This window comes from Arminella tubonensis (assembly GCF_003240585.1).
In the GTDB taxonomy this organism is placed as follows: Bacteria; Pseudomonadota; Alphaproteobacteria; order Rhizobiales; family Rhizobiaceae; genus Rhizobium; species Rhizobium tubonense.
Window position 1 is genome coordinate 145,107 of sequence record NZ_PCDP01000076.1, and the last position, 20,584, is coordinate 165,690.

Annotated in this window: 13 protein-coding genes; 9 read left to right on the plus strand and 4 right to left on the minus strand. The window is 54.1% G+C overall.

What is annotated here, in order from left to right; genetic code table 11:
• The first annotated feature begins 649 nt into the window (after positions 1-649).
• A complete protein-coding gene (locus CPY51_RS30435; protein WP_111164091.1) occupies positions 650-1,351 on the plus strand; it encodes an SDR family NAD(P)-dependent oxidoreductase in 702 nt (233 codons plus the stop codon).
• A 627-nt stretch (positions 1,352-1,978) separates the two neighbouring features.
• Here CPY51_RS30435 and CPY51_RS30445 read toward each other — a convergent pair.
• Positions 1,979-2,755: an SDR family NAD(P)-dependent oxidoreductase gene (locus CPY51_RS30445; protein WP_111164092.1), complete on the minus strand. Its 777-nt coding sequence runs from the start codon at positions 2,753-2,755 to the stop codon at positions 1,979-1,981.
• A gap of 279 nt (positions 2,756-3,034) precedes the next feature.
• On the minus strand, positions 3,035-3,535 hold the full coding sequence (locus CPY51_RS30450; protein WP_195909660.1) for a YfbU family protein: 501 nt from the start codon (positions 3,533-3,535) through the stop codon (positions 3,035-3,037).
• 477 nt (positions 3,536-4,012) lie between these two features.
• Between CPY51_RS30450 and CPY51_RS30455 the strand changes: the two genes are divergently transcribed.
• The 8 genes from CPY51_RS30455 to CPY51_RS30495 all read left to right on the plus strand — a co-directional run bounded on the left by CPY51_RS30455 (position 4,013) and on the right by CPY51_RS30495 (position 16,089).
• The gene (locus CPY51_RS30455; RefSeq protein WP_146260209.1) at positions 4,013-5,077 is read left to right on the plus strand and encodes a hypothetical protein; all 1,065 of its coding nucleotides are present in this window, start codon (positions 4,013-4,015) and stop codon (positions 5,075-5,077) included.
• Positions 5,078-5,535: 458 nt separating this feature from the next.
• A complete protein-coding gene (trxC, locus tag CPY51_RS30460; RefSeq protein WP_244598839.1) occupies positions 5,536-6,039 on the plus strand; it encodes a thioredoxin TrxC in 504 nt (167 codons plus the stop codon).
• Between the two features lie 656 nt (positions 6,040-6,695).
• Positions 6,696-7,355 (plus strand): ABC transporter ATP-binding protein, encoded by a 660-nt coding sequence (locus tag CPY51_RS30465; protein WP_111164139.1) that lies wholly within the window; start codon positions 6,696-6,698, stop codon positions 7,353-7,355.
• Positions 7,352-9,760 carry an FtsX-like permease family protein gene (locus tag CPY51_RS30470; protein ID WP_111164095.1) on the plus strand — a complete coding sequence of 803 codons (2,409 nt, stop codon included), beginning with the start codon at positions 7,352-7,354 and terminating at the stop codon, positions 9,758-9,760. The genes CPY51_RS30465 and CPY51_RS30470 overlap by 4 nt, the downstream gene beginning before the upstream one ends.
• Positions 9,761-9,779: 19 nt before the next feature.
• Positions 9,780-10,826 (plus strand): lipocalin-like domain-containing protein, encoded by a 1,047-nt coding sequence (locus CPY51_RS30475; protein ID WP_244598844.1) that lies wholly within the window; start codon positions 9,780-9,782, stop codon positions 10,824-10,826.
• A 1,031-nt stretch (positions 10,827-11,857) separates the two neighbouring features.
• Complete coding sequence (locus tag CPY51_RS30485) at positions 11,858-14,305, plus strand: phospholipase C/P1 nuclease family protein (RefSeq protein WP_111164098.1); 2,448 nt, start codon at positions 11,858-11,860, stop codon at positions 14,303-14,305.
• A 123-nt stretch (positions 14,306-14,428) separates the two neighbouring features.
• Positions 14,429-15,514 (plus strand): DUF2252 family protein, encoded by a 1,086-nt coding sequence (locus tag CPY51_RS30490; RefSeq protein ID WP_111164099.1) that lies wholly within the window; start codon positions 14,429-14,431, stop codon positions 15,512-15,514.
• A gap of 347 nt (positions 15,515-15,861) precedes the next feature.
• Positions 15,862-16,089, plus strand: a complete 228-nt coding sequence (locus CPY51_RS30495; protein WP_146260210.1) for a hypothetical protein — start codon at positions 15,862-15,864, stop codon at positions 16,087-16,089.
• 201 nt (positions 16,090-16,290) lie between these two features.
• On the opposite strand, the gene CPY51_RS30500 is transcribed toward CPY51_RS30495, so the two are convergent.
• Both CPY51_RS30500 and CPY51_RS30505 read right to left on the minus strand, forming a co-directional pair.
• Entirely contained in the window at positions 16,291-17,502 is a 1,212-nt protein-coding gene (locus CPY51_RS30500; RefSeq protein ID WP_146260211.1) for an SAM-dependent DNA methyltransferase, read from the minus strand.
• A 211-nt stretch (positions 17,503-17,713) separates the two neighbouring features.
• Positions 17,714-20,362 (minus strand): patatin-like phospholipase domain-containing protein, encoded by a 2,649-nt coding sequence (locus CPY51_RS30505; RefSeq protein ID WP_111164102.1) that lies wholly within the window; start codon positions 20,360-20,362, stop codon positions 17,714-17,716.
• Positions 20,363-20,584: the final 222 nt, after the last annotated feature.

Consider the following 20,584-nt stretch of genomic DNA (forward strand, 5'->3'; position numbering starts at 1 on the left):
ATACTCCTGTGCTCTCGGGCAATTTCTCCGCCGGTAGGCGGTCAGGCGAAGCGAAGGATCAGAGGCCGATCGGTCACTTCAGAGCTTCGATTGTTCGCGGCACATGCAGTACCGCAATTGCGCGGTCAACTAGTCCAAAATTTCGCTTTTCCGCGATTCGCAAACAATTTGTCCAAGTCTCCGGCAATCATCCAATATCTCCAGGCACGTTAAGCTTACGCTTGCTAAATCAAGCGAAATAACTACCTACGGAGACGACTATGCGAAAGCAGCAGAAATATCCGGATAGTGCGGAGTACAAGGCCTCCGTCGGCCTCCCGGCGTCGGTCATTGTCTTGTCGATGTTTGGCATCGCAGGGTGCCTGATTTACTCAGGCGACTTCAACCACGACTCTCGTTACTCGCGTGCATATATGCCAGCCCGAACGGCTATCGCTATCAACACATTACCTACCAATCTTCATCCATCTATTCACCCATTACCCGTAGCATAGTGGAATCTGTCACCGATTTTCACATCGCGTCATTTTCAAAACTTTGGCCCGATGAAAACGTGGTCCGAAAGGTTAGACTACGTAATCCGGATCACATAATAAACGATCGACGACAACACCGTTGGATTGAAGATCGCCAAACTCCTGGAGGCGAAATGAGACAGCTCGTGGTCATGATTACGGGGTCGGCAGGAAATCTCGGCCGGGCGGTCGTCCAGGAGCTTTCCTTGTCGCCAGCACGCCTTGTCTGCGTCGAGCGGTCTCCGGAGAAGCTTTCGCAGGCGTTGGCAAGCCTCCCTCCTGAGATGGACGTTCTTGGACTAGACAACGTCGACCTGACCGACATTGTCTCGTGTCAAGACGGCGTGCGGAGAGCGCATGATCGTTTTGGTCATATTGACGCGTTGGTAAATACGGTCGGCGGGTTCAAGATGGGGCCTGTCGATCAGTTCGGCATCGATCAATGGGACGCCTTGATGACCCTGAACGCGCGATCGGCCTACGCGATTAGTGCTGCCGTCTTGCCAAGAATGCAGGAGCGCAAGCATGGCCGTATCGTACATGTCGCTGCGGCACCAGGATTGAAGGCAGGTAGCCATCAGTCCGCATATGCAGCTTCGAAAGCGGCGGTAATTCGCCTCACGGAGGCTATCGCCGCCGAAAATAGAATTAATCGGATAACCGCAAACTGCATCCTTCCTGGAACGATCGACACTCCACAAAATCGCGAGGCCATGCCTAACGCAGACACGGAAACCTGGGTTTCCGCGAGTGCGATCGCGCGTTTGATCGCGTTCTTGGTTTCGGACGAGGCAAGCGCTGTTACGGGCGGGGCGATCCAGGCGACCGGCTTTTGACGCTCTGAAGCGGCGCTGGCACCGGCGCTGCTCTCTAGCTGCGGCACGATCACGCGAGGCACGACCGAAAGTCTTTTCGGAAAGACGCAACCATAAGAACGTCCCCTGGACAGTATTGCCCGCGTTCGCCATGCACCTTCGAGGTCAAACGCAAGGACAAGTCTACCGCATTTGCCGACGCGCCAGGATATGAATACTGAAGTCACGAAGTCGGCACGAAAGTCGGTGGCAGTAGGGCTGCCGGAATGGCTGGAAATGTCCTGATCGCGTGCATCATCATTGGTTTGGGGGTGGATGCCGCGGCCGGTTCTTCACTAGATTACCTTCCAAACCCAGCCACTATCGTTCTTGAGAAGTCTGGGGGGAATCGACGCGAAACAGGACCAGCCTCCCGTTAGAAGCCGATCAAAGGCTACCGAAAAGCCTGCAGTCTAAAAACAGGTTAGGGTTATCGAAAACTGAGGCGGCCGTGGTTGACCCAAGGGCCGCGGCCTCATTTTCGGCGACAGCAGTCCGCAGAACAACCTGCCGCTGCCGATATCTGCTCCCGTGGCAACAACGATCCAGTAGCGACAGCGCTATTATTGGCTGTCGCTACGCGGTAAGCGTCGACTTTGACCGATGGGGTTAGATAAGCGAATCGATAACGCCGCCATCTACACGAAGAGCTGCGCCCGTCGTTCCTGACGCTTGCTCGGATGCAACGTAGATGATCATGTTCGCAACTTCTTCGACAGACGTCGGGCGTTGCAATATCGATGACGGTCGGTGAAGCTTCACAAAATCGATCCCTGCTTGTTCCAGAGTTTTACCGGCATCCACCTCCTGCTTTAGCATTTGGGCGACCCCCTCAGAAAGGGTTGGCCCCGGTAGGACCGAATTCACGGTTACTCCAGTCCCAGCCATCCGCTTTGCCAGTCCACGCGCCAATGAGACATCCGCCGTCTTCGTGACGCCGTAGTGGATCATGTCGGCCGGGATATTGAACGCCGACTCAGAACCCAGAAGGATAAGACGCCCCCATTTCTTTGCCGCCATCTTCGGCAGATAGGCTCGGGCCAGTCGAACACCGGCCATCACATTAATTTGCCAGTGAAGATCCCAGACAGCGTCGTCGGTCTCAAAGAAATCAACCGGTTGAAATATTCCGAGGTTGCTCACGAGGATATCGACGTCCTTTTCATGATCGGTGAGCGTTTTGCACCCGACTGAGGTCGACAAGTCCGCGGCAATGCCCCGAGCTGTACCCCCAAGTCGAGCGAGGCCTTCCGTAACATTTTGGGGAGTACGCCCGTTAATGACGACTTGAGCACCGGCTGCCTGCAGCCCCTGCGCCACCGCGAACCCGATGCCACTCGTTGAGCCGGTAATCAATGCTGTTTTTCCTGAAAGATCAATGTTCATGCGGCTTTTCCTAATTCTGTCCAAGAAGATGCAAAACGCCATTGGACTTCAGGAAGCCCGGTTGGTGTTTATAAGTCTACGCCCGGGGGTGCCATGCTGGAACCATACAAGGGTGTAGGTCGCTATGCGTACTTGACGTGCCGATAAGTCGCACTCGCCTCCCCAATTAACCCCGCCATATCAACCGCAAGCGTTGTGATGACCGAGGAGGTGAATGCGAAGGCTCAATTTGATACAGACGGACTGGGCGCCGTCGCAGGAAACCCGTTTGGCCAGCTGTTAGCGCTTAGCAGCTAACAACTCGAGCTGTTCTTCGCTCATCTCGTGTGGCTTTCCGAAGGAATGCCACATTTCCAGCATCTGACGATATCGAGGCAACATCACAGCGTGAGAGTTGTCCGGATGTCGGGAAAGTTCGCTCCACTTGCCCTGCCGCCTGCGCACGAAATACGCAAAGCCAAAGTGGTGATCCTCGTTATTACCATCGAAGCCTTCAAAAGCAAGTGAGAGCTCCTCGCTGGTCGTCCCTGCGCGGCTGGCGGACAGTTCCGCGGCCCGAAACATGTCGAGAATATTATAGACTTCCTCACTTGATTCGTGAGGCACAGATGCCGTGCTTATTGCCGCGTTGATCGTTTCGTACAGAAACTCATAGCCCTTTTCGACGATCTCTCGTGCTTGTTCGTAGTCGACCGCGTGGGACTGATCGACCTTCTCCAAGATTTGAAACTGGTTTGCTAAAATCGCTCTCTCGGCAAAGGTCAGTTTGACGTCACTCAATTTCGCATCCTCAATCGTTGCACAGACAAGCATATACCGCATCGCACATGATCGAATAGTCGATCCTCAGTGTTTTCTTGGCCATCGCGCCGACTGCGCATCCGGAAAGCTCGACGCCACTCTGTCTCTCATTTAACTCGCACCACTCGGTTGGGGTCTGCGTCGGTCTGCCAAACCGCGTGGCTGGCGAAATGAGCTTGTCTTGCATGTCGATGCGGGCTTCCGATGGTGGGACACGACTGTTCAATCTAGCGCGGAAAATAGACATGCGGTACTAAACCTAATGATCAAATACGCAACATCATTTGGTGATGCGTCAGTTTTTCGGGGACCTATCACCGCCAGGGGCTAACAATGCCATCTAACGTTCTCACTGTGGGAATGTATTGCACGACATACTCCTCGGGACTCAGCTGACTTCCCGATCTCCTTTGCAAGGTATATTCAAATTAAAGCCACTTCTTGATTGGGTATCTGATGGACAATAAACGCATCGAAACAGAAACCCGTGCGATCTGGAAATCCTTTTGCTCTGCACTCGGAGTGGAGCTTCGCGAGGGTCAAGAGATCCAGGGTCAAAGCGGCCTGACCCACAGCGTTCAGGCGATTGGAGTCGATGATAAGACCGATCGCGTGATCGTGGTATCCGCTGAGCACAACCCCCGCATTGCGGCTCTGATGCGAGTTGATATACAAGCCACAATGCCACGAGCAAAGGTCCTCCTGACCAGGCCAATAGCGGTCGATTTGGCCCATGCTGCTCGCACACTATTCACAACTCCTACCGGCGACATAGATATCCAAAAAGTTATCGAGATCGGAAGCCTTAGCGCACAAGGTGAAAAAGGGGGTGAGGCGCTTTCGAGCAGGTATGGGCCCCAGCTTGAAGCAATCATGTCCAACATTGCACGGAGCGGATTGCCAATTCGAACTCATATTCTGAGCGCTTTCGATCAAATTACCGAACTTGATTGGCAAAATATCGGCGGAGGTGGCCCCGCCTTATCTCTTCAGACCGCATTAAACGCTCTCAACCGATTGACTAATATCGACAATCTCGCTGCCGACCGTTCTCAAGGAATATGTCCATTTCCGACCTATGAACTAGACGGCGACGATTGGGAGCTATTCCTAAGCGGGAAACGAATTGATGATGTGCGAGCCAGGTTACAGGGTCTAGACGTCTATCAGTACTTCTATCCGCCTACCGATACGGTCGCTCTCGGATTGATCGACAATGGACTAGGCAGCGAGCAGCTGATCACTGAAGGGTTGAAAATTGCCGAGCAAGAGGGCCACATTCTCACCGACAACGAATTGGTCAGCGGTCTCACAGATGTGGCCAATATTATCGGCTCATTTAGAGACCGAGGTATCGTCGCCGACGTCGAATATAGCGCAGAAATCACCGAGCGGGGGAAAGCAATCCGGCTTGGCATGAAACTACGTCCCAAGGAGGCCTTGATTGCCCGGTTAGTAAGCAAGGTGAGCTTATCTGCTAGCTTGGCGGACATTCTTAAAATGGTTGGAGGAGGCAGTTGAGCCGGACGGCCGCTGATCGGCGGCAACGGCAGTTTTGAAAGCGAAGCCCGGTCAGAGATGAAGGTCGTTGCCGACCATCGCTTGTTGTCGTGAATTAGACAACGTTGTATCTGCAACAAGTGTTCAGGAGACTGCCGTACCCGTCAGCCATGAGCTCGCTGAAGCTGGCTTTCGCCATGCGCAACATAAGGCTCGGCGTTTTGCTCAAAAGGCAAATCTTGAACTGCTTTGCCTGTCCGTTCGGCGGTTGCGTGCGTTAGGTAACCGCGTCAGCCTCGACCTACATCTGAGGGGTTTCACTCCAGGGAATGCGCTGTGCGAACTACTGGTACCTAAGGATGGGACGAGAAGCACCTATGTATGGTTGAGCGCAATGATGGGGCGGCTTACCCTTCACGAAGGTAGCGTTCTGTAAAGGTCCGATAGATAAGACGATTCCATGTCGATCGAAAAACTTATTGCTGCCGAAATCTGATGGTGGTCACAGGGTGGAAGACCAGCAAGGTTTGCTCAAAAATGATGAGATGAACGTGTCAATCGCTGCCAACATCGTGTGTCCTCACTGTCTGACCCTAAATCGTATGTCGTCAGATCGCGATTCTCTGAGCGCCAAGTGCGGGCACTGCCACAAAAAGCTGTTTGAAGGTCATCCATTTGCCGTCAACGAGCGTGCGTTCAATAAGCACATTCAGAGCAATGACATTCCGGTGGTTGTCGATTTTTGGGCAGCATGGTGCGGCCCGTGCAAGATGATAGAACCAATCTTCGCGGCCCTAAGTGGAGAGATGGAGCCTGGCTGGAGATTTTTGCGAGTAGATACCGAGGCCGAGCGAGCTCTTTCGGCAAGGTTTCAAATCAAAAGCATCCCGATGCTTATGACCTTTACTAAGGGCGCAGTTGTGGGACAGCGAGCCGGAGCAATGGACAAAGCTTCACTTCGTGCGTGGCTTGCGGCGTTCTAGCAGGAATCTGCGTTGACCCGTCGTGCAGTCGTTGGACGGTTGGCACCGGGGGTGCCTGAACCGTGACAGTTCGGGCAGGCCGAACAGCGACGGATGAAACGGATCATTATTCGGAGGGGCCATACAATTAAGTCCGCTTCTCCGATAAGCGTCCCGATATTTTCCAGTCATCGAAATGGACCTTCTTTTCACTCAACAATTCCCGCGAAGTATTTCGAATTTCGAAATATCTCATTTGTCGCCGCGTCAACGAATTTGTGTGAAAAGTTAGTGGATTGCGTTCAAAAGTTAGTGGATTTCTCGATTCAGCCCCGCCGTTTCACATGTCGAAACAATAGGTTACGATAGCTCCGAAATTCCGGAATCTATAGAAATTAGGAAGAGCCAGGATTTCCGCACCGGACGGGCTTTCTCCGTGTGCTGAACGGCTTCGTGGCTCACGCGCCTACGCCGTCTTCCTGGTGTCTTCGCCGCCTTTCGCTGTCGGAAGCCGTTCCGGCGATCGTGTCAAAGGCGTCGCCCGCTTCGTCTGCCAAGATAGGGTGGCACATGCCACGATGACCAGGCATGTGACTATCGCCTTTATCATGCGTCACATTGTAGTTATGTTCCTTCGCCACCCTTCAGCTGAATTCACCGTCACCCAGAGCAACAGTATGATTTTATCGCTATCCGGCGTTCGGAAATCATATTCCAGTGCCGAGGGTACCATCGAAATCTTAAAGGATATCGATCTCGACGTGGCCGCAGGCGAAAGCGTAGCGCTCACTGGAGAGTCGGGCAGTGGGAAAAGTACCCTCCTTCATCTAGCGGGCGGGCTAGACCAACCGGATGCAGGTTCAATCATCATGAATGGCCAGAAACTCGAGCGGTTCGGGGAGCGCGAACGAGCGAACTACCGCCGTACCGAGGTCGGCCTTGTATTTCAGCATTTCAACCTGATCCCTTCATTGAGCGTCGCCGCCAACGTTTCGTTCCATGCTAAACTTGCTGACAGGTACGATCCCGCGTGGGAGAAACGCTTGATAGAACGGCTCGGCTTGGAAGATTTTCTGGCGCGGTACCCAGAGCAACTTTCCGGGGGGCAGCAACAGCGCGTTGCAATCGGCCGTACCTTGGCAGCGCGACCGCCGCTTGTTCTGGCTGACGAGCCGACGGGGAACCTGGATGAAGCTACCGGCGACGCTGTCCTCGATCTGATGCTTTCGTTGGCAGGAAGCGCCGGTTCGGCATTGCTACTCGTGACACACTCGTCAAGGCTGGCAGATCGACTAGATCGAAAGGTCGTCCTTCGTGGTGGAAGAATCGCCGAATGAGATTGGTGGCTTTTTTAGCGCTCCTGTCCCATTGGCGTCGGAAGCCGGTGCAGCTTCTCACCCTGGTTACGGGCATCGCTCTAGCGACGGCGCTATGGTCAGGGGTCCAAGCTATCAATGCGGAAGCACGAGCAAGCTACGCGCGGGCAGCATCCGTCTTGGAGCAGGGCGCCCTTCGGCAGATCATGGCGAAGGATGGCGGCGGAATTTCTATTGAGACCTACGGCAGGCTGCGCCGAGCGGGGTGGAATGTATCGCCGGTAATCGAGGGTGTGCTCAAGTTCGGTAGCACGCGGTTACGACTTATCGGGGTCGACCCGTTGACGATGCCAGGAGACGGGCAAGGCTTTTCGATCGCGAACGGCTCCGACTTGTCCAGCTTCATTTCCGGCAGCGGCGAGCTGGTTGTTTCGGAAGCGACCGCCGACAAGATGCGCGGGGTCACCGATATGGCACTCAAGATTTCGGAGAAGATGCCCGATGATGCGGCGTTCGTCGATATTTCCATCGCCGACCGCCTGCTCGACGCGCATGGCAAGTTGAGCCGTCTCGTGGCGGCGTCAGAACAAGCAGCAGGACTAGAGCCGCTCGATAAGATTGCACCGGATCTCGCACTGCACGAAAACACCGATCGTCCGGACATTACTCGTCTCACAGATAGCTTTCATCTCAACCTCACGGCATTTGGTTTCCTGTCCTTTGTCGTTGGGCTATTCATCGTCTATTCTGCCACCGGTCTTTCGTTCGAACAAAGACGAGGGACCTTTCGGACACTTCGCTCCGTGGGGGTTTCTCTTCATACGCTGACTGCGATGCTGGTTATCGAACTTGCCTGCTTGGCACTTGTGTCGGGATTGATTGGCGTCGTCTTAGGCTACCTTGTCGCTTCTGCGCTCATGCCGGGGGTGGCTTCTACGCTCAGAGGTCTGTACGGCGCCAGTGTATCAGGCTCGGTGTCGCTGCGGCCGGAGTGGTGGTTGGCAGGACTGGGTATCGCTCTCGGGGGCACAGCCGTATCATCGACGCAAAGTTTGTCTCGGGTGTGGAAGTTGCCGATATTGGCGGCGGCGCAGCCAAGGGCTTGGGTAAGGGCGTCGGTCACGGCGCTTATCTACCAAGCCGGAACGGGAGCCGTGCTTCTCGGGCTCGCGGTCGCTCTGGCTGTGGCTGGAACTGACCTCCTCACGGGCTTTGCTACTCTTGGATGCTTGTTCCTTGGCGCCGCTCTGGCGCTACCCGGTATTCTCGCTATCAGCCTTTTTTTGGCGGAACGGACGTCGAGCAGCGTGATGACACAGTGGTTTTGGGCGGACACGCGACTGCAGCTGCCAGGGCTCTCACTTGCTCTGATGGCGCTACTATTGGCGCTGTCCGCCAATATCGGTGTCGGCACAATGGTCTCAAGCTTTCGACTGACCTTTATCGGTTGGCTGGATCAACGATTGGCCGCGGAGCTCTATGTGACGGCCAAAGACGAAGATGAGGCAAAACGTCTGCGGGAATGGCTCCCGCATCATTCAACGGCTGTGTTACCAATCTGGAACGTTGACGGTGAAGTGCTCGGTGAACAGCTGCAGATCTTCGGCGTTGCTGACGATCCGACCTACAGAGATCACTGGCCATTGATCGTCGCCGACAACGACGCCTGGAATAAAGTTGCGGTAGGGCAGGGCGCTCTGATCAACGAACAGATGTGGCGGCGCGGCGCGGCAAAGCCCGGAGAAACCATCGCGATGCCGGGAGGATGGCAAGCCGTCGTGGTCGGGATCTACTCGGACTATGGCAATCCAAAGGGGCAGGTAATCGTCGGACTGAACGCTCTTGTTGAACATTACCCCGATGTTTCAAAGCTTCGTTATGGCATTCGCATTCCGCCTTCGCAAACAGGGGCGCTGAGGCGAGAGTTGGTCGATCAGTTCGGGCTGCCGGAAACGGCGATCGTCGATCAGGCCTCTCTCAAACAGCAGTCCAGATCCGTTTTCGAGCAGACTTTCAAGGTGACGGGCGCATTGAATGTTCTTACCCTCACCGTGGCTGGCTTTGCCATGTTTGCCAGTCTTCTCACACTCTCTGGAATTCGGCTTCCCCAGCTTGCGCCGGTCTGGGCGATGGGCGTCCGACGACGTGATCTCGCGCTGCTCGAGATTTTGAGGACCCTAGCCCTTTGGTTCGCAACATTCGCGGCCGCGATACCTTTGGGTCTCACGCTCGCGTGGGTGCTGTTGGAAATCGTCAACGTCGAAGCTTTTGGGTGGCGGCTACCAATGATGATCTTTCCGCTCGACTGGCTGTGGCTGGGGGCGATCGCCCTGGTTGCCGCTATCCTGTCAGTGCTGGTTCCTGTCAGGCGCCTGGCCTCAATCAACCCTGCGGACTTGCTTGGGATCTTCGCGAATGAACGCTAGGCGCTATGTTTTGGCCCTAATGGGTTTAGCGTTGACCTTTCCCGGGATGAGTGCCTTCTCACAGGGATTTGCAGGCATGGGGTCGGAAGCACAAGGCTTTGCAGTGCCTCAGCGCGACCACCCTTTGTCATTTCCCAGCGATCACGGTGCTCATCCCGATTACAGGATCGAATGGTGGTATGTGACGGCAAATCTTACGGGCGACGATGGAAAGCGATATGGAGCGCAGTGGACATTGTTTCGATCTGCGGTGGCTCCTGGCGATCGTGAGGGTTTTGCGGATCCGCAGATATGGATCGGCCATGCGGCGGTTACTACTGACAGCCACCAATACGTAGCGGAGCGTTTGGCCCGTGGAGGCGTCGGCCAGGCCAATGTAGTGGCCGCGCCTTTTCAGGCTTGGATAGATGATTGGCAGATCAAGGGGGCTGAGAATGCCGGATCTGACGCTCTGGAAAATATCTCGCTCAACGCTGCCGGGCCAGACTTTAGGTACAGGCTGAACTTGAACGCGACCGGCCCGCTCGTGCTGCAGGGAGATCGCGGGTTCTCCGTCAAATCTGCAGATGGTCAGGCGAGCTACTATTACTCGCAACCTTTTTACCAGGCTTCGGGCGCCCTGAAGATCAACGGGACAGACGTCAAAGTTAGTGGGAAGGCCTGGCTTGACCGGGAATGGTCTTCGCAGCCACTTGCCGCAAATCAGACTGGATGGGACTGGTTCTCGTTGCATTTTGATAGGGGCGAGAAGCTCATGGCGTTCCGGCTCCGTGATGACAAGGAAGGATATATTTCGGCGACCTGGATTGCCGCCGATGGGCGAACTACGCCGCTTCCTAGCAATGCCGTTCAAATGGAACCCGTCCGAAATGCAATGGTCAACGGCATAAAGATACCGGTGGCATGGCACATCCAGATTCCAGACAAATCACTGGATATCACCACGCAACCCTTAAACGATCAGTCATGGATGACGACGTCCACGCCATATTGGGAGGGGCCTATCTCATTCAAAGGTAGTTCTTCCGGCGTCGGTTACCTGGAAATGACAGGCTACGACAAATGAAGGTGTGTGCCGCCCCTTGAGTTAAATGTCGTCGGCAATAAGGGTGCTCCCTCCAAAAGTGAGCGCCCTTATTGTTGGCAGGATGGGTCAGGCCGCTTGGTAATATCGGCACTGATGCGAACACTGACCCCCCAAATCTTGGAATTGATCTTTTGGCTGCTCTGGTGGTTAATCGTTAAAGCTAGTCGGTCCGATGCGCATGCCAGTCCTTAAAGAGCTGGTGACCCCCTGCGTTGATGCCCGACTAGCATTTGCACGCGCTAATGTGATGCTCATGGACAGTTGGAACAGGCAGAGCTAGCGAACCTTCGCCTCAGCTTCAGTGGCAGCTTACACAACTCTTGTTCTCAAATTCCACCCGCGAAACAGGTACGCACGCCTTGAGGCCGGATCCGAGCGACCATGTGACGTGGATTTCACCATCAAGGACGGAACGACGCAACACTTAAGTCTCGAAGCCGGGCATACGGCCGTACGGTGGAAGTCGGAATCGAAGAGGTTCAACGGGATCCTAAATTCCCGTGGTACCTCCCTCAGCGTTCCCATGGCCCACCGCGGGGTGCGTCCGAGATCACGCTGACAGCCAGCATAGCTTCGATCGGGTGCGCTGTGTTGGGCCAGGTTTTATTCGACGGTTCCTTCGCGGGCCTGGTAAGCATGCAGGATCTTGGCCGTGAGATGGTGCCCTGCCTCAGCGGACCCCATTCGGCGCATGTAGCCTTTCATATATGTATGACGCCAAGAGACCTTGCTCGTTTCGGACGGCTTTGTCTGAACCGAGGGCGGTGAAAAAGAACCCAGCTGTTCCGGAACAATGAGTGCATGAAAGCGTGTCCGCACATTTGTTCAACAGGATGGCAGGTCACGGCTAGTTTGGTAAGCGACGTGATGTCTGTCGCTGATCCAAAAAGTCGCCCAGCTATCAACGCGCAACCCTTTCTGGTGTTTCTGTCGCGTAATTGCAACTTAGCTATATCACCAATGACGCATCTCGTGATAGAAGAAAACCCTGGCCATTGGGGAGTGGTGGTGTGGATTCATTGTTTAAATCCAGTTCGACGTTCGCGTCGCTGTCGCTCAAAGACCTGCTCGATGCCCGAGACCTTTTCCATTACCACTTGATGAACAAGAAGAATGTCGTGGCGACGGCCGTTGGCCTGTACAGGATAAGATCGCGTGATCCTTGGCCCAGCGAAGACAACCCTAAGCCCGAGCCCAAAAGCAGTAACAAGGACACGAAGAGGACGTTGGCCAACTCTGAGGTTCGACCGTACTCTTGGCCCTGTGTGTACGTGTTCGTTTCCAAATGGGAGTTTGAGGCGGAACTCGCTAAAGAAGATCCCTCCGATATGGTCCCGAAGACGCTGTATCTTCCCGATGGACGATCCGTCCCCGTTTGCGTTGTAGAAGCCCGTCGCGATACTTCCGCTCGTGGCGAAGCGTCAAATCCAGCTTTCTTGCCGCCTCGCAATCTTCTGTGCCCCGGAAGCATACTGGTCAACAGCGACGGCCAAGGTCTTACGCGTTTCGGAACGGCTGGGGCGATTGTGACCAATGGCGAACGCTACTACGTAGTCACAAATCGACATGTGACTGGGGCGGCCGGAACAAAGATTAAGGCGCTCCAAGGGCACCGCGATCCAATTATCGGTTCGACATCTTCGGCAGGACTGTCACGCGTCCCATTTGGCGAGGTCTATCCCAATTTCACCTCCCACAATCAGTCTTTGCAGCTCGACGTCGGATTGGTTGACATTGACGATATCTCCCAGTGGAAATCCCAGACGCCTGGGATCGGGACGGTTGGTTCACTTCTTGATTTATATGACAATAGCTTCACGCTGAAGCTGATAACCATGAAGGTCGTCGGGGTGGGAGGGGTGAGTGGCCCAATTCGCGCCGAAATTCATGCACTGTTTTATCGCTACCGATCTCTTGGTGGGTCAGAATACGTCAGCGACTTCCTCATTGGTCCAGAGACAATCGGAGTAAAGCGTAAGCACCAAAAAGAGGCGCTGGCGGTCCATCACGGGGATTCTGGAACCCTTCTCTTTATCGAGCATTTTGAAGATGAAGTTGGAAACGAGGAGTCCAAGGGGAAGCTTCCGGTGTACTATCCGTTTGCGCAGCTGTGGGGAAAAGAGGAGTTCTTGCAGGAAGGCAAATCTACCTCGCATCCATACGCCCTGGCGACCGCGCTCAGTCCTGCTTTGGACCGGCTCAACATGGAATTCGTCGCCGATTTGAACGCTGATCAGCGATACATTTGGGGATGGGTGGGCCACTACGCGATCGGACGGGCGTTGACCTTGCCGACGGATTCGCTTCATTCGTCAAAGCTCCGAACCTTTATCGCTAACAATATCGACTTGCTGTCGCTGACCCCGAGCCAAGCCTTGAAAAACGACCCCAAGGTATTGGTGGATGGAGGCGCCGAGCCGCAATTTGTTCCGCTTGCTGACGTTCCCGATAATGTATGGAAGAGCAATGTCAACTTCACCTTTGTCGATGCACCGAACGGCGGTAAAAAACGTCGGAAGCCTGGACCCGGGTCCAGAGGTCAAAACGATAATCCGAACCACTTCGCGGACCTGGACCTAAATTACAAAGGGCAGCTGTTTCTACAGTTGAATAAGGACAATCCAGACCAATACCTGAAGCCGACGGTGTGGGTCGATTATTTCGCCGAGTTGAAGCCAAGATTTGACGCTTGGGATGACGCCGTCGGTCATGGGAGGAGCAATCACTGGGGCGCCTTGCCCTTCCGTGTGCACCAGCTTTTCGACATCATGGTCGCTGCCGCGAAAGCATCCGATGCCGATCTTTTCCTTTGCGCGGGAGGCGTTCTGATCCACTACGTGGGCGATGCCTGTCAGCCGTTGCATACATCTTATCTCTCGCAAGGCGATCCAGATCAATTGGTCGACCGTCCCCGCTCTCCAGGCAAGAAGATGCAAGCCGATGGCGTTCACGGTGGATACGAGGACGACATGATTGCGTTCGGCTATCAGCAAAAGAACCTGGCTAATGCTCTAAAAGACAGGATCAACGCGTTGCCCACTGTTGCCGCCGAAACTATCAGTCCAATCAGGTCGGGCTACGATGCATCGAAGGCAATTATTGATCTCGTCTCCGCAACTCAGAACGAGATTGCTCCGAGAACCATTGTCAGCAAGTGGGTCGATTTGATCGGCAGCTCTAAGGCTGAAAAAGCAGAGGCAATGTGGGTCACGTTTGGTGATAAAACAGTCACCTGCATGGCGCGTGGAACGCGCTATCTCGCAGCTATCTGGCAGGCGGCTTGGGAACTCGGAGGCGGGGACGGTAACATTGGATCAGGAAGTTCGCTAAAGGAGGAAAATTTGATGGCCCTCTACAACAATCCGGACAAGATGCCGTCCGTGGCGCTTAACGTTTACCCGGACGACATAGCTGCGGACTGGGCGCTTATCAAGCGACAGACGTCAACATCCGGCTGATGACTCGTCCCCTCGACGGCTCTCGACTCCATCACGCTCCATTGTGCCAGATGACGCTTTTCGAGCAAGATCTAGAGTTCGGTCCAGAACATACTCGTTTTTCCCAAGGAGAAATGTGCCGCTATGTCCGTGATCAGTGACGTGAACAGGTATGAGCTCTGGCTGCGGAAACACTGCGATGTTGTGGAGCGCGGTCTAAAGAAAAAGCATAAGCGGATGGCCGATGATCCCTTGATGTTTTTCCGGTCTACCTGTTTTCGCTTTGCTCGCAAGATCAACGAGTTTGTCGCTCCCGAAAACGCCGGTCCAAAAACTTTGTCGGTGGGCGACGCCCATTTCGAAAACTGGGGTACATGGAGGGACGCGGAGGGGCGATTGGTGTGGGGAGTCAATGACTTCGACGAGGCAGCGGAGCTTCCATATACGTTCGACCTGGTTAGAATGGCGACCAGTCTGTCGTTAGCAAAAGATCTACCAAATCAACTGCCGAACCAATTAGGGGCATTGCTTAAAGGCTATACCGCTGGGCTGCAAAAACCGACGGCTCGCCTAATCAATGATGAGGTGCCATGGATGGAGCCTTTGCTGAAGAGACCCATCTCGCAGAAAAATGCCTTCGAACAGTCTCTACTGGAACTCTTAGACAAACACGAGGCTACACCTCCTCCCCAAGCGTTGGCTGGTTTGATAGCCGAGATGCCAGTGGGGACGAGCAATCTTCGTTTCGCCAGCCGTCAGAGGGGTGGGGGATCGCTCGGGCGACCGCGTTTCGTTGCCTTTGGGAGATGGCAGGGCGGCCTAATTGTTCGCGAGTGTAAAGCGATTGTGCCCTCCGCGTGGGCCTGGGCATCAGACCAAGGAGACCATGCACGTCTGTTTATTACTCTTGCCAGGGGAACTTACAGAGCGCCCGACCCGTTTTTAAAAAGCCATGACGGTTATCTAATTAGACGCATAGCGTCGGATTCAAATAAGATCGATTTGGCATCGCTAAATGCACGGGCCTTCAATTTAGGTTTGTTAAAGGCGATGGGCGCCGATCTCGCTTCCATCCATGCCGCAACGTCTGGCGCCTCGTCTGAGATTGAAGCCGACTTAACAAGTAAGAAACCGGAATGGCTCCTTGAGGCTTGTACTCTGGCTGACAAAGCGGTCCGTCAGGACTACGATAAGTGGAAGGCGCATTATCGATTGCATAAAGATGGGTAGCTGTCGAAACTACGGCGATATTCTCGTTGAGTTCCGGGTCTACGGTCTGTTGTCCCCCACGCGTATTCTATAATATTCAAGCTAGGATTTGTTCACGTTTTCAACATGCTTAGGGCAGATCTACCGGAAGAGGATTTAGACTGAAAATGTCTCGCGCAAGGGATCGAGAGTGCGGGGACGCGGTTTTTGCTTTATCCGCCGCCCGGTGTTGGGGCGATTTGTCGGAAGTCTGATGGTGGCTAGGATGAGTATTCAGAGGGCACCCCGATCCCCGTTGACTCCTGGCTAATAATGCTGGCTTCTTGACTATGAGATGTCCGCACATCTTCGTGCAGAGAGGGGTGCTTTTGAAACCGATAGAAATCGCAGCACCAACCCATTCTGACATGAGTGTTGATCGAAGTGACGAGTGTCAGGCGGCAATCAGAGAGGCGTTTCAGTCGTTCCTGTCACAGGCTCAGGAGCAGGGCTGGGTGAGAGCGGAGGTATTGCTTGCCGTCGCCGATTTCTCTCGGCGCGAGCTTGTGATCCTCGTCAAAGAGGATGTGCTGGGCGTGCAGAAAAGCGCTCCTTAGCTTTTCCTTGCGTCCGATTAGCTAACAGCGACATTTGGCCGTTCGACCGGATCAATGGAGTCGCAGAATTTTTTCCGGCCCGTCAGTATGAGCGGCAGCCTGATCCGAGGTACTCGGCTTGGATTTCGGGCGAGCACAAGTTTGCGTCGGCATGGCTACTTAAACTCAGCGGTCGCCGTGCTGTTCGAGCTGTCCTGCTCGCTAATCGGTTTCGGACGAAACGTGTCTCCAGAGTTTCATGACGCCGATCGCCGCTTCGAAAAGCTCATGGGACGCATCACTCGGTGCAAACAGCAGTCTTGCCGCCTCGCGCGGTTCGAGTTTCAACATCCCGCCGCCCAGCGGATGGCCGTCAAGTTCACAGCTCAGCTTCGTCAGGACTGACGACCATCGTGGAATCGCGCTGCTTGCTTTGATCCGGTCGGTGATATGCATTGCAAGGATGCTGTTCGTGCAAGCGGCACCGGCGTCGTTCCTCGCCAATTTCACAACCGATCCAGACATGCATTGCAGGAAATAGTCCGGCCGCGTGATACTGGGCACAGAGTACCAAAACGGTCGGATCCGACACTTGTATCGCTGTCGAGCTTCGCGCCCACGTTCGCTGTCGAGATAACGGGAAATATTATCGGGCAGCTCGTGTGCTGGCGGAAGCTTCAGGAGATAGCATGCTTCGTCCGCAGCTTCCCACGACCTTACCGTTTGATGATCAATGACTTCGCTTTTGAGACATCGACCACGTCGCACAGTTGGCGTCAGCATCTCCGGCGGGATCTGATGCCGCTGAATCTCGGAAGGCGACAGGTGAAAGAAATCATTGTCGCCGGTGATATAGCCAATTCCGACTTTGGCGAAATCACCCAGTCGGACGGTATCTGGACGCCGAGCGGTCGCCAAGTAGGCGCTTCTGGCTTCTCTAGGCAAAAGAAATGGCCGCAATCGTCCTGTCCAGCTGGTCTTCAGATCGGCCCAGTCGATGGATTCGTCTGAGGCGGGCGGCGCGACAGACGGCACAAAGCTATCGATCTTGGAGAAATGGATTTCACGACTACGACCGTTGCGATCCTCGCAATAAAGAAGCCAGCAGTCCTCTGACAGGCGCGGGAACAGCTTCTCTCGAACAGCGATGACATGAACGTTGGAGAAGCTGTTCAAAAGAAATTCGAGGACCGGAACAGCGTAGGGGGCGTGCCCGATCTCGGCTGGCACAACGAAAGCCATACGCCCTCCGGACTTGATTAGTGAAGCGGTTGCGACAAGAAAGGCCGCCCATGCGGAGCTCACACCAGATAGATGCACGCCGTTCACCGCGCATATTGACATGGCGGCTGCCTTCGAAAGGCCTTTGAAGTATGTCCCGCTGGAACCTTCGAGAAAGCAAGCGGAACGACATCTCCGATCGAGTGTCTTCATATCTATCTGCCTCCAAATCTTTTGGAACGGAGTGCAGTAACGGATTTCGACATAGATCCTTCCAAGGTAGAGCTCAGTTATACAGGGGCCGTAAAAGATGCAAAGCTTTATTCATTTGCGACGGCGTTAAATAGTCTTCTTGACAAGAAGATTATCGGCGCAGCAACGATCGAGAGGCCATTAGACTTGCTTTGAGCGATCATTGATGTTGCTAAGGGCTGACCACCTCGTCTTTCCCTAAATCGACAGGAGCGAACTGCACAAGCGGATCCAGGAAACTGTTGCCCAGCGCCTTGAACCACGTTTCCAAGTCCGTATTTGAGTTATCCGTGAACCCGGTTAGAGCAGACAAAAACATTTTGTCGCCTACATGTTCACCAAGGGCGCGATAAGCCTCGAATTGGACTTCCGTGAAGAACTGGTTTGCGGTCGACTGGTGCGGAAACGAAGGTTCGTCCAGTTTGTAGCGTCGGATGAATTCGCCCTCGTTGCCGGTCAGTGAAAGCTTTAGGTAGATGAGGTATCCGATTTCCTCTCCTGTTCTGTCTTTGTCGGCGGGATAGCGGATTCTGCAAAAGCGAAAGTGTGATCGGCTCAGACCTGTTTCCCCAAGCCGGAGGTCTGCAAGGTTGGCGTCAATAACGATACCGAAGTCGATATAAGCGAGGCGCTGCAGGTTCGTCAGCGCGTGAAATGTCATTTTTCCATCGTGTTCGCCATCTACCGCGACAATGAAACGGCAGCGACGGCGTAGAAGTTCGTAGACCCCAAGATTCTCGATGTGGCCGCCGTCGGATATTTGGAGGAACGGATCCTCTTCTGTCGCGGTCGCCGCCAGTTCCTTAAATAGATAGCTCACATTCGGAAATGCTGGTGCTACCTTTTTCAAACTCGGCTCGCGCAACCAGGCTCCCAGCCTGATATTTAGGAGTGTCAGCCAAAAGCTTCCGAAACGCGTTGTATTGAGGCCCATTAGTGGAGATACGGCAGCGCCAGAGAGCGCCATCGCTGTGGCGAGGTTGAGCTCTGTGTTTGCGTTTTCCCAGTCACTCATCCGGGACTGGCCGATGAGATTTGCCCCCGCAGACACGGGCGTGAACGAAAAAAGGTCCGAGTGGCGACCTCGCATTTTTGGGTTCTTGGAGCCGGGAACGTTCAGAGCGCAGTTTATGATGGGAAACATTGCACGGGTGGCATCGAATTCGCTGAGCTTGATTGGAACCGCTTCCTTCAGCGATGTATTGACCAGGAAAGACGCTGCCAGCTTTTTGCGATAATAGTCATGCAGCGATGTCGAGTTTACATCGAGAAAAAACCAAAGGATCAGGGCCAGCCCCAGGCTGCATGAAAGAACACCGAACCCCATCCAAAGATCCGATTTGCAGAAAATCTGATAGGCGAGTGCCTCGGCGAGGATGACCAGTCCCGTCGTAATCCCCAAAAGTAGTAACGGTTTGATCGGGCTGAATGAAAATGCAAGGACAGTTGCAACAACAATTAGACCGAGGCATGCGGTTCCTATTTCAGCAAGATGAACATTTGACAAACCGATCGTCAACTTAAACGACAGCTGGTGTAGGGCGCCCAAGATGGACCAGATCAAGGGCAGAATGGAGATCACGCCGAAAGTGGTCATCCAGCGCTTTACCCCACCCAATGACAAGTTGAACGATCGACGGAAAATTGCGCCGAGGAGGAGCGCGGAACCAAAGATGACGAATGGCAAGACAAAAGCATTGGCGAGATAATCGGGAAGGGCGCGTCTAAGCCTCAATTCGCCGTAAGCAATTGTTGATATAGCCGTCAACATAAGAAAAAGGTTTATAAGTACGCCTTGGATCTGCGCGAGCGCTACCACAAGCCGTTCCCCGGCTGACGCAGAAAGATAACTGGCACCCTGTCGTATTCGTTGTAGAACCAGTGACTCGTTTTCGTCGCGTCGGAAAGGCAGATGGTGACTGGCCAAGCTGAAATCTGTGTTCGAAGTGCTCCCCAAGAGTTGGGTCAGAAAGGATCCCGCGTAGCCGCCGCCGGATACGGTGGAAAGATAGTCGAACTGGCGAAGTAGATTCCGCCGCGATAGCGATACCAGTACGCCCATGGCAAAAGTAGCGCTACGGATACCGCCACCAGACAAAGCTATTCCGGAGGCCCAATCGCACTCTCCCGCGCGTTTGACCGCATAAAATTTCCTTCGTTCTTCAACCTGTGTCCGCTCTTCATTACTCAAATTTGCCAGCAGGATGTTTTCGCAGGTTAATCGGCCCTCTCGATCGGTCGTGCTACTTGGTTCGCCCATAGGGCGCCACTTCACATCTCCCGACATCTCGTCACCGATTAATTTGTTTGCAGGCCGCTCAAGCGATTGCAAGCCATAACCGTCTTGCTGCGTCATACCGTTCAAGATACTATCAAGCGCCACAAGTCGCGATTGCACTTGCTCGAGTTCAGCGCGGAAGATGTCGCTACTGTCTAAAGCATGCAGTTCCCCAGATTGGCTTTTGGGGTGCCATTTCGCGGTGAATGGGCGAACGAACGAATTGAATATGTGCCAGACGATTACCTCAAACGTTTTGCAGTCCGCTCGCGCCTTTGACAGACTCCTGGCAATCGCGAAGAGATCGAAAATGCTCGTCAGGGCACTGTCCTCAATCCCCTCGCTATATCCCAATGGCTGTGTCGCGATCCGCGATATGAGTTCGACGTGGAAAGAGTGTGCGGCCTTTTGGTCGGCAACTGTAGGGTCCCACAGGCGGTCGCCGTACCGAGCGAAAAAATCCTCTCCGAACAATCCGTTTGGCTCTTCGGCCCACTTTGATAAGTGTCCGCGCCAAGTGTTGCCCTTCGGAACGCCGGTCATTGAAGTAAACTCCACTCTGTTTCGATGGTTTGGAAATGGAGAGGTAAATCAGCAGATGAGATTCTCAACGTCGAGCATCCGGGGTCGGTTATATGGGCCACCCATCAGCACTTCATAATCTCTTGCTTATCGGATAACGTGTGAATATCAAATCCAAAATCGTTTTGATCGCAACTATCCCTTGCTGTTGCTGACGGTTGTGTGATGCTTGCGGATATTCAA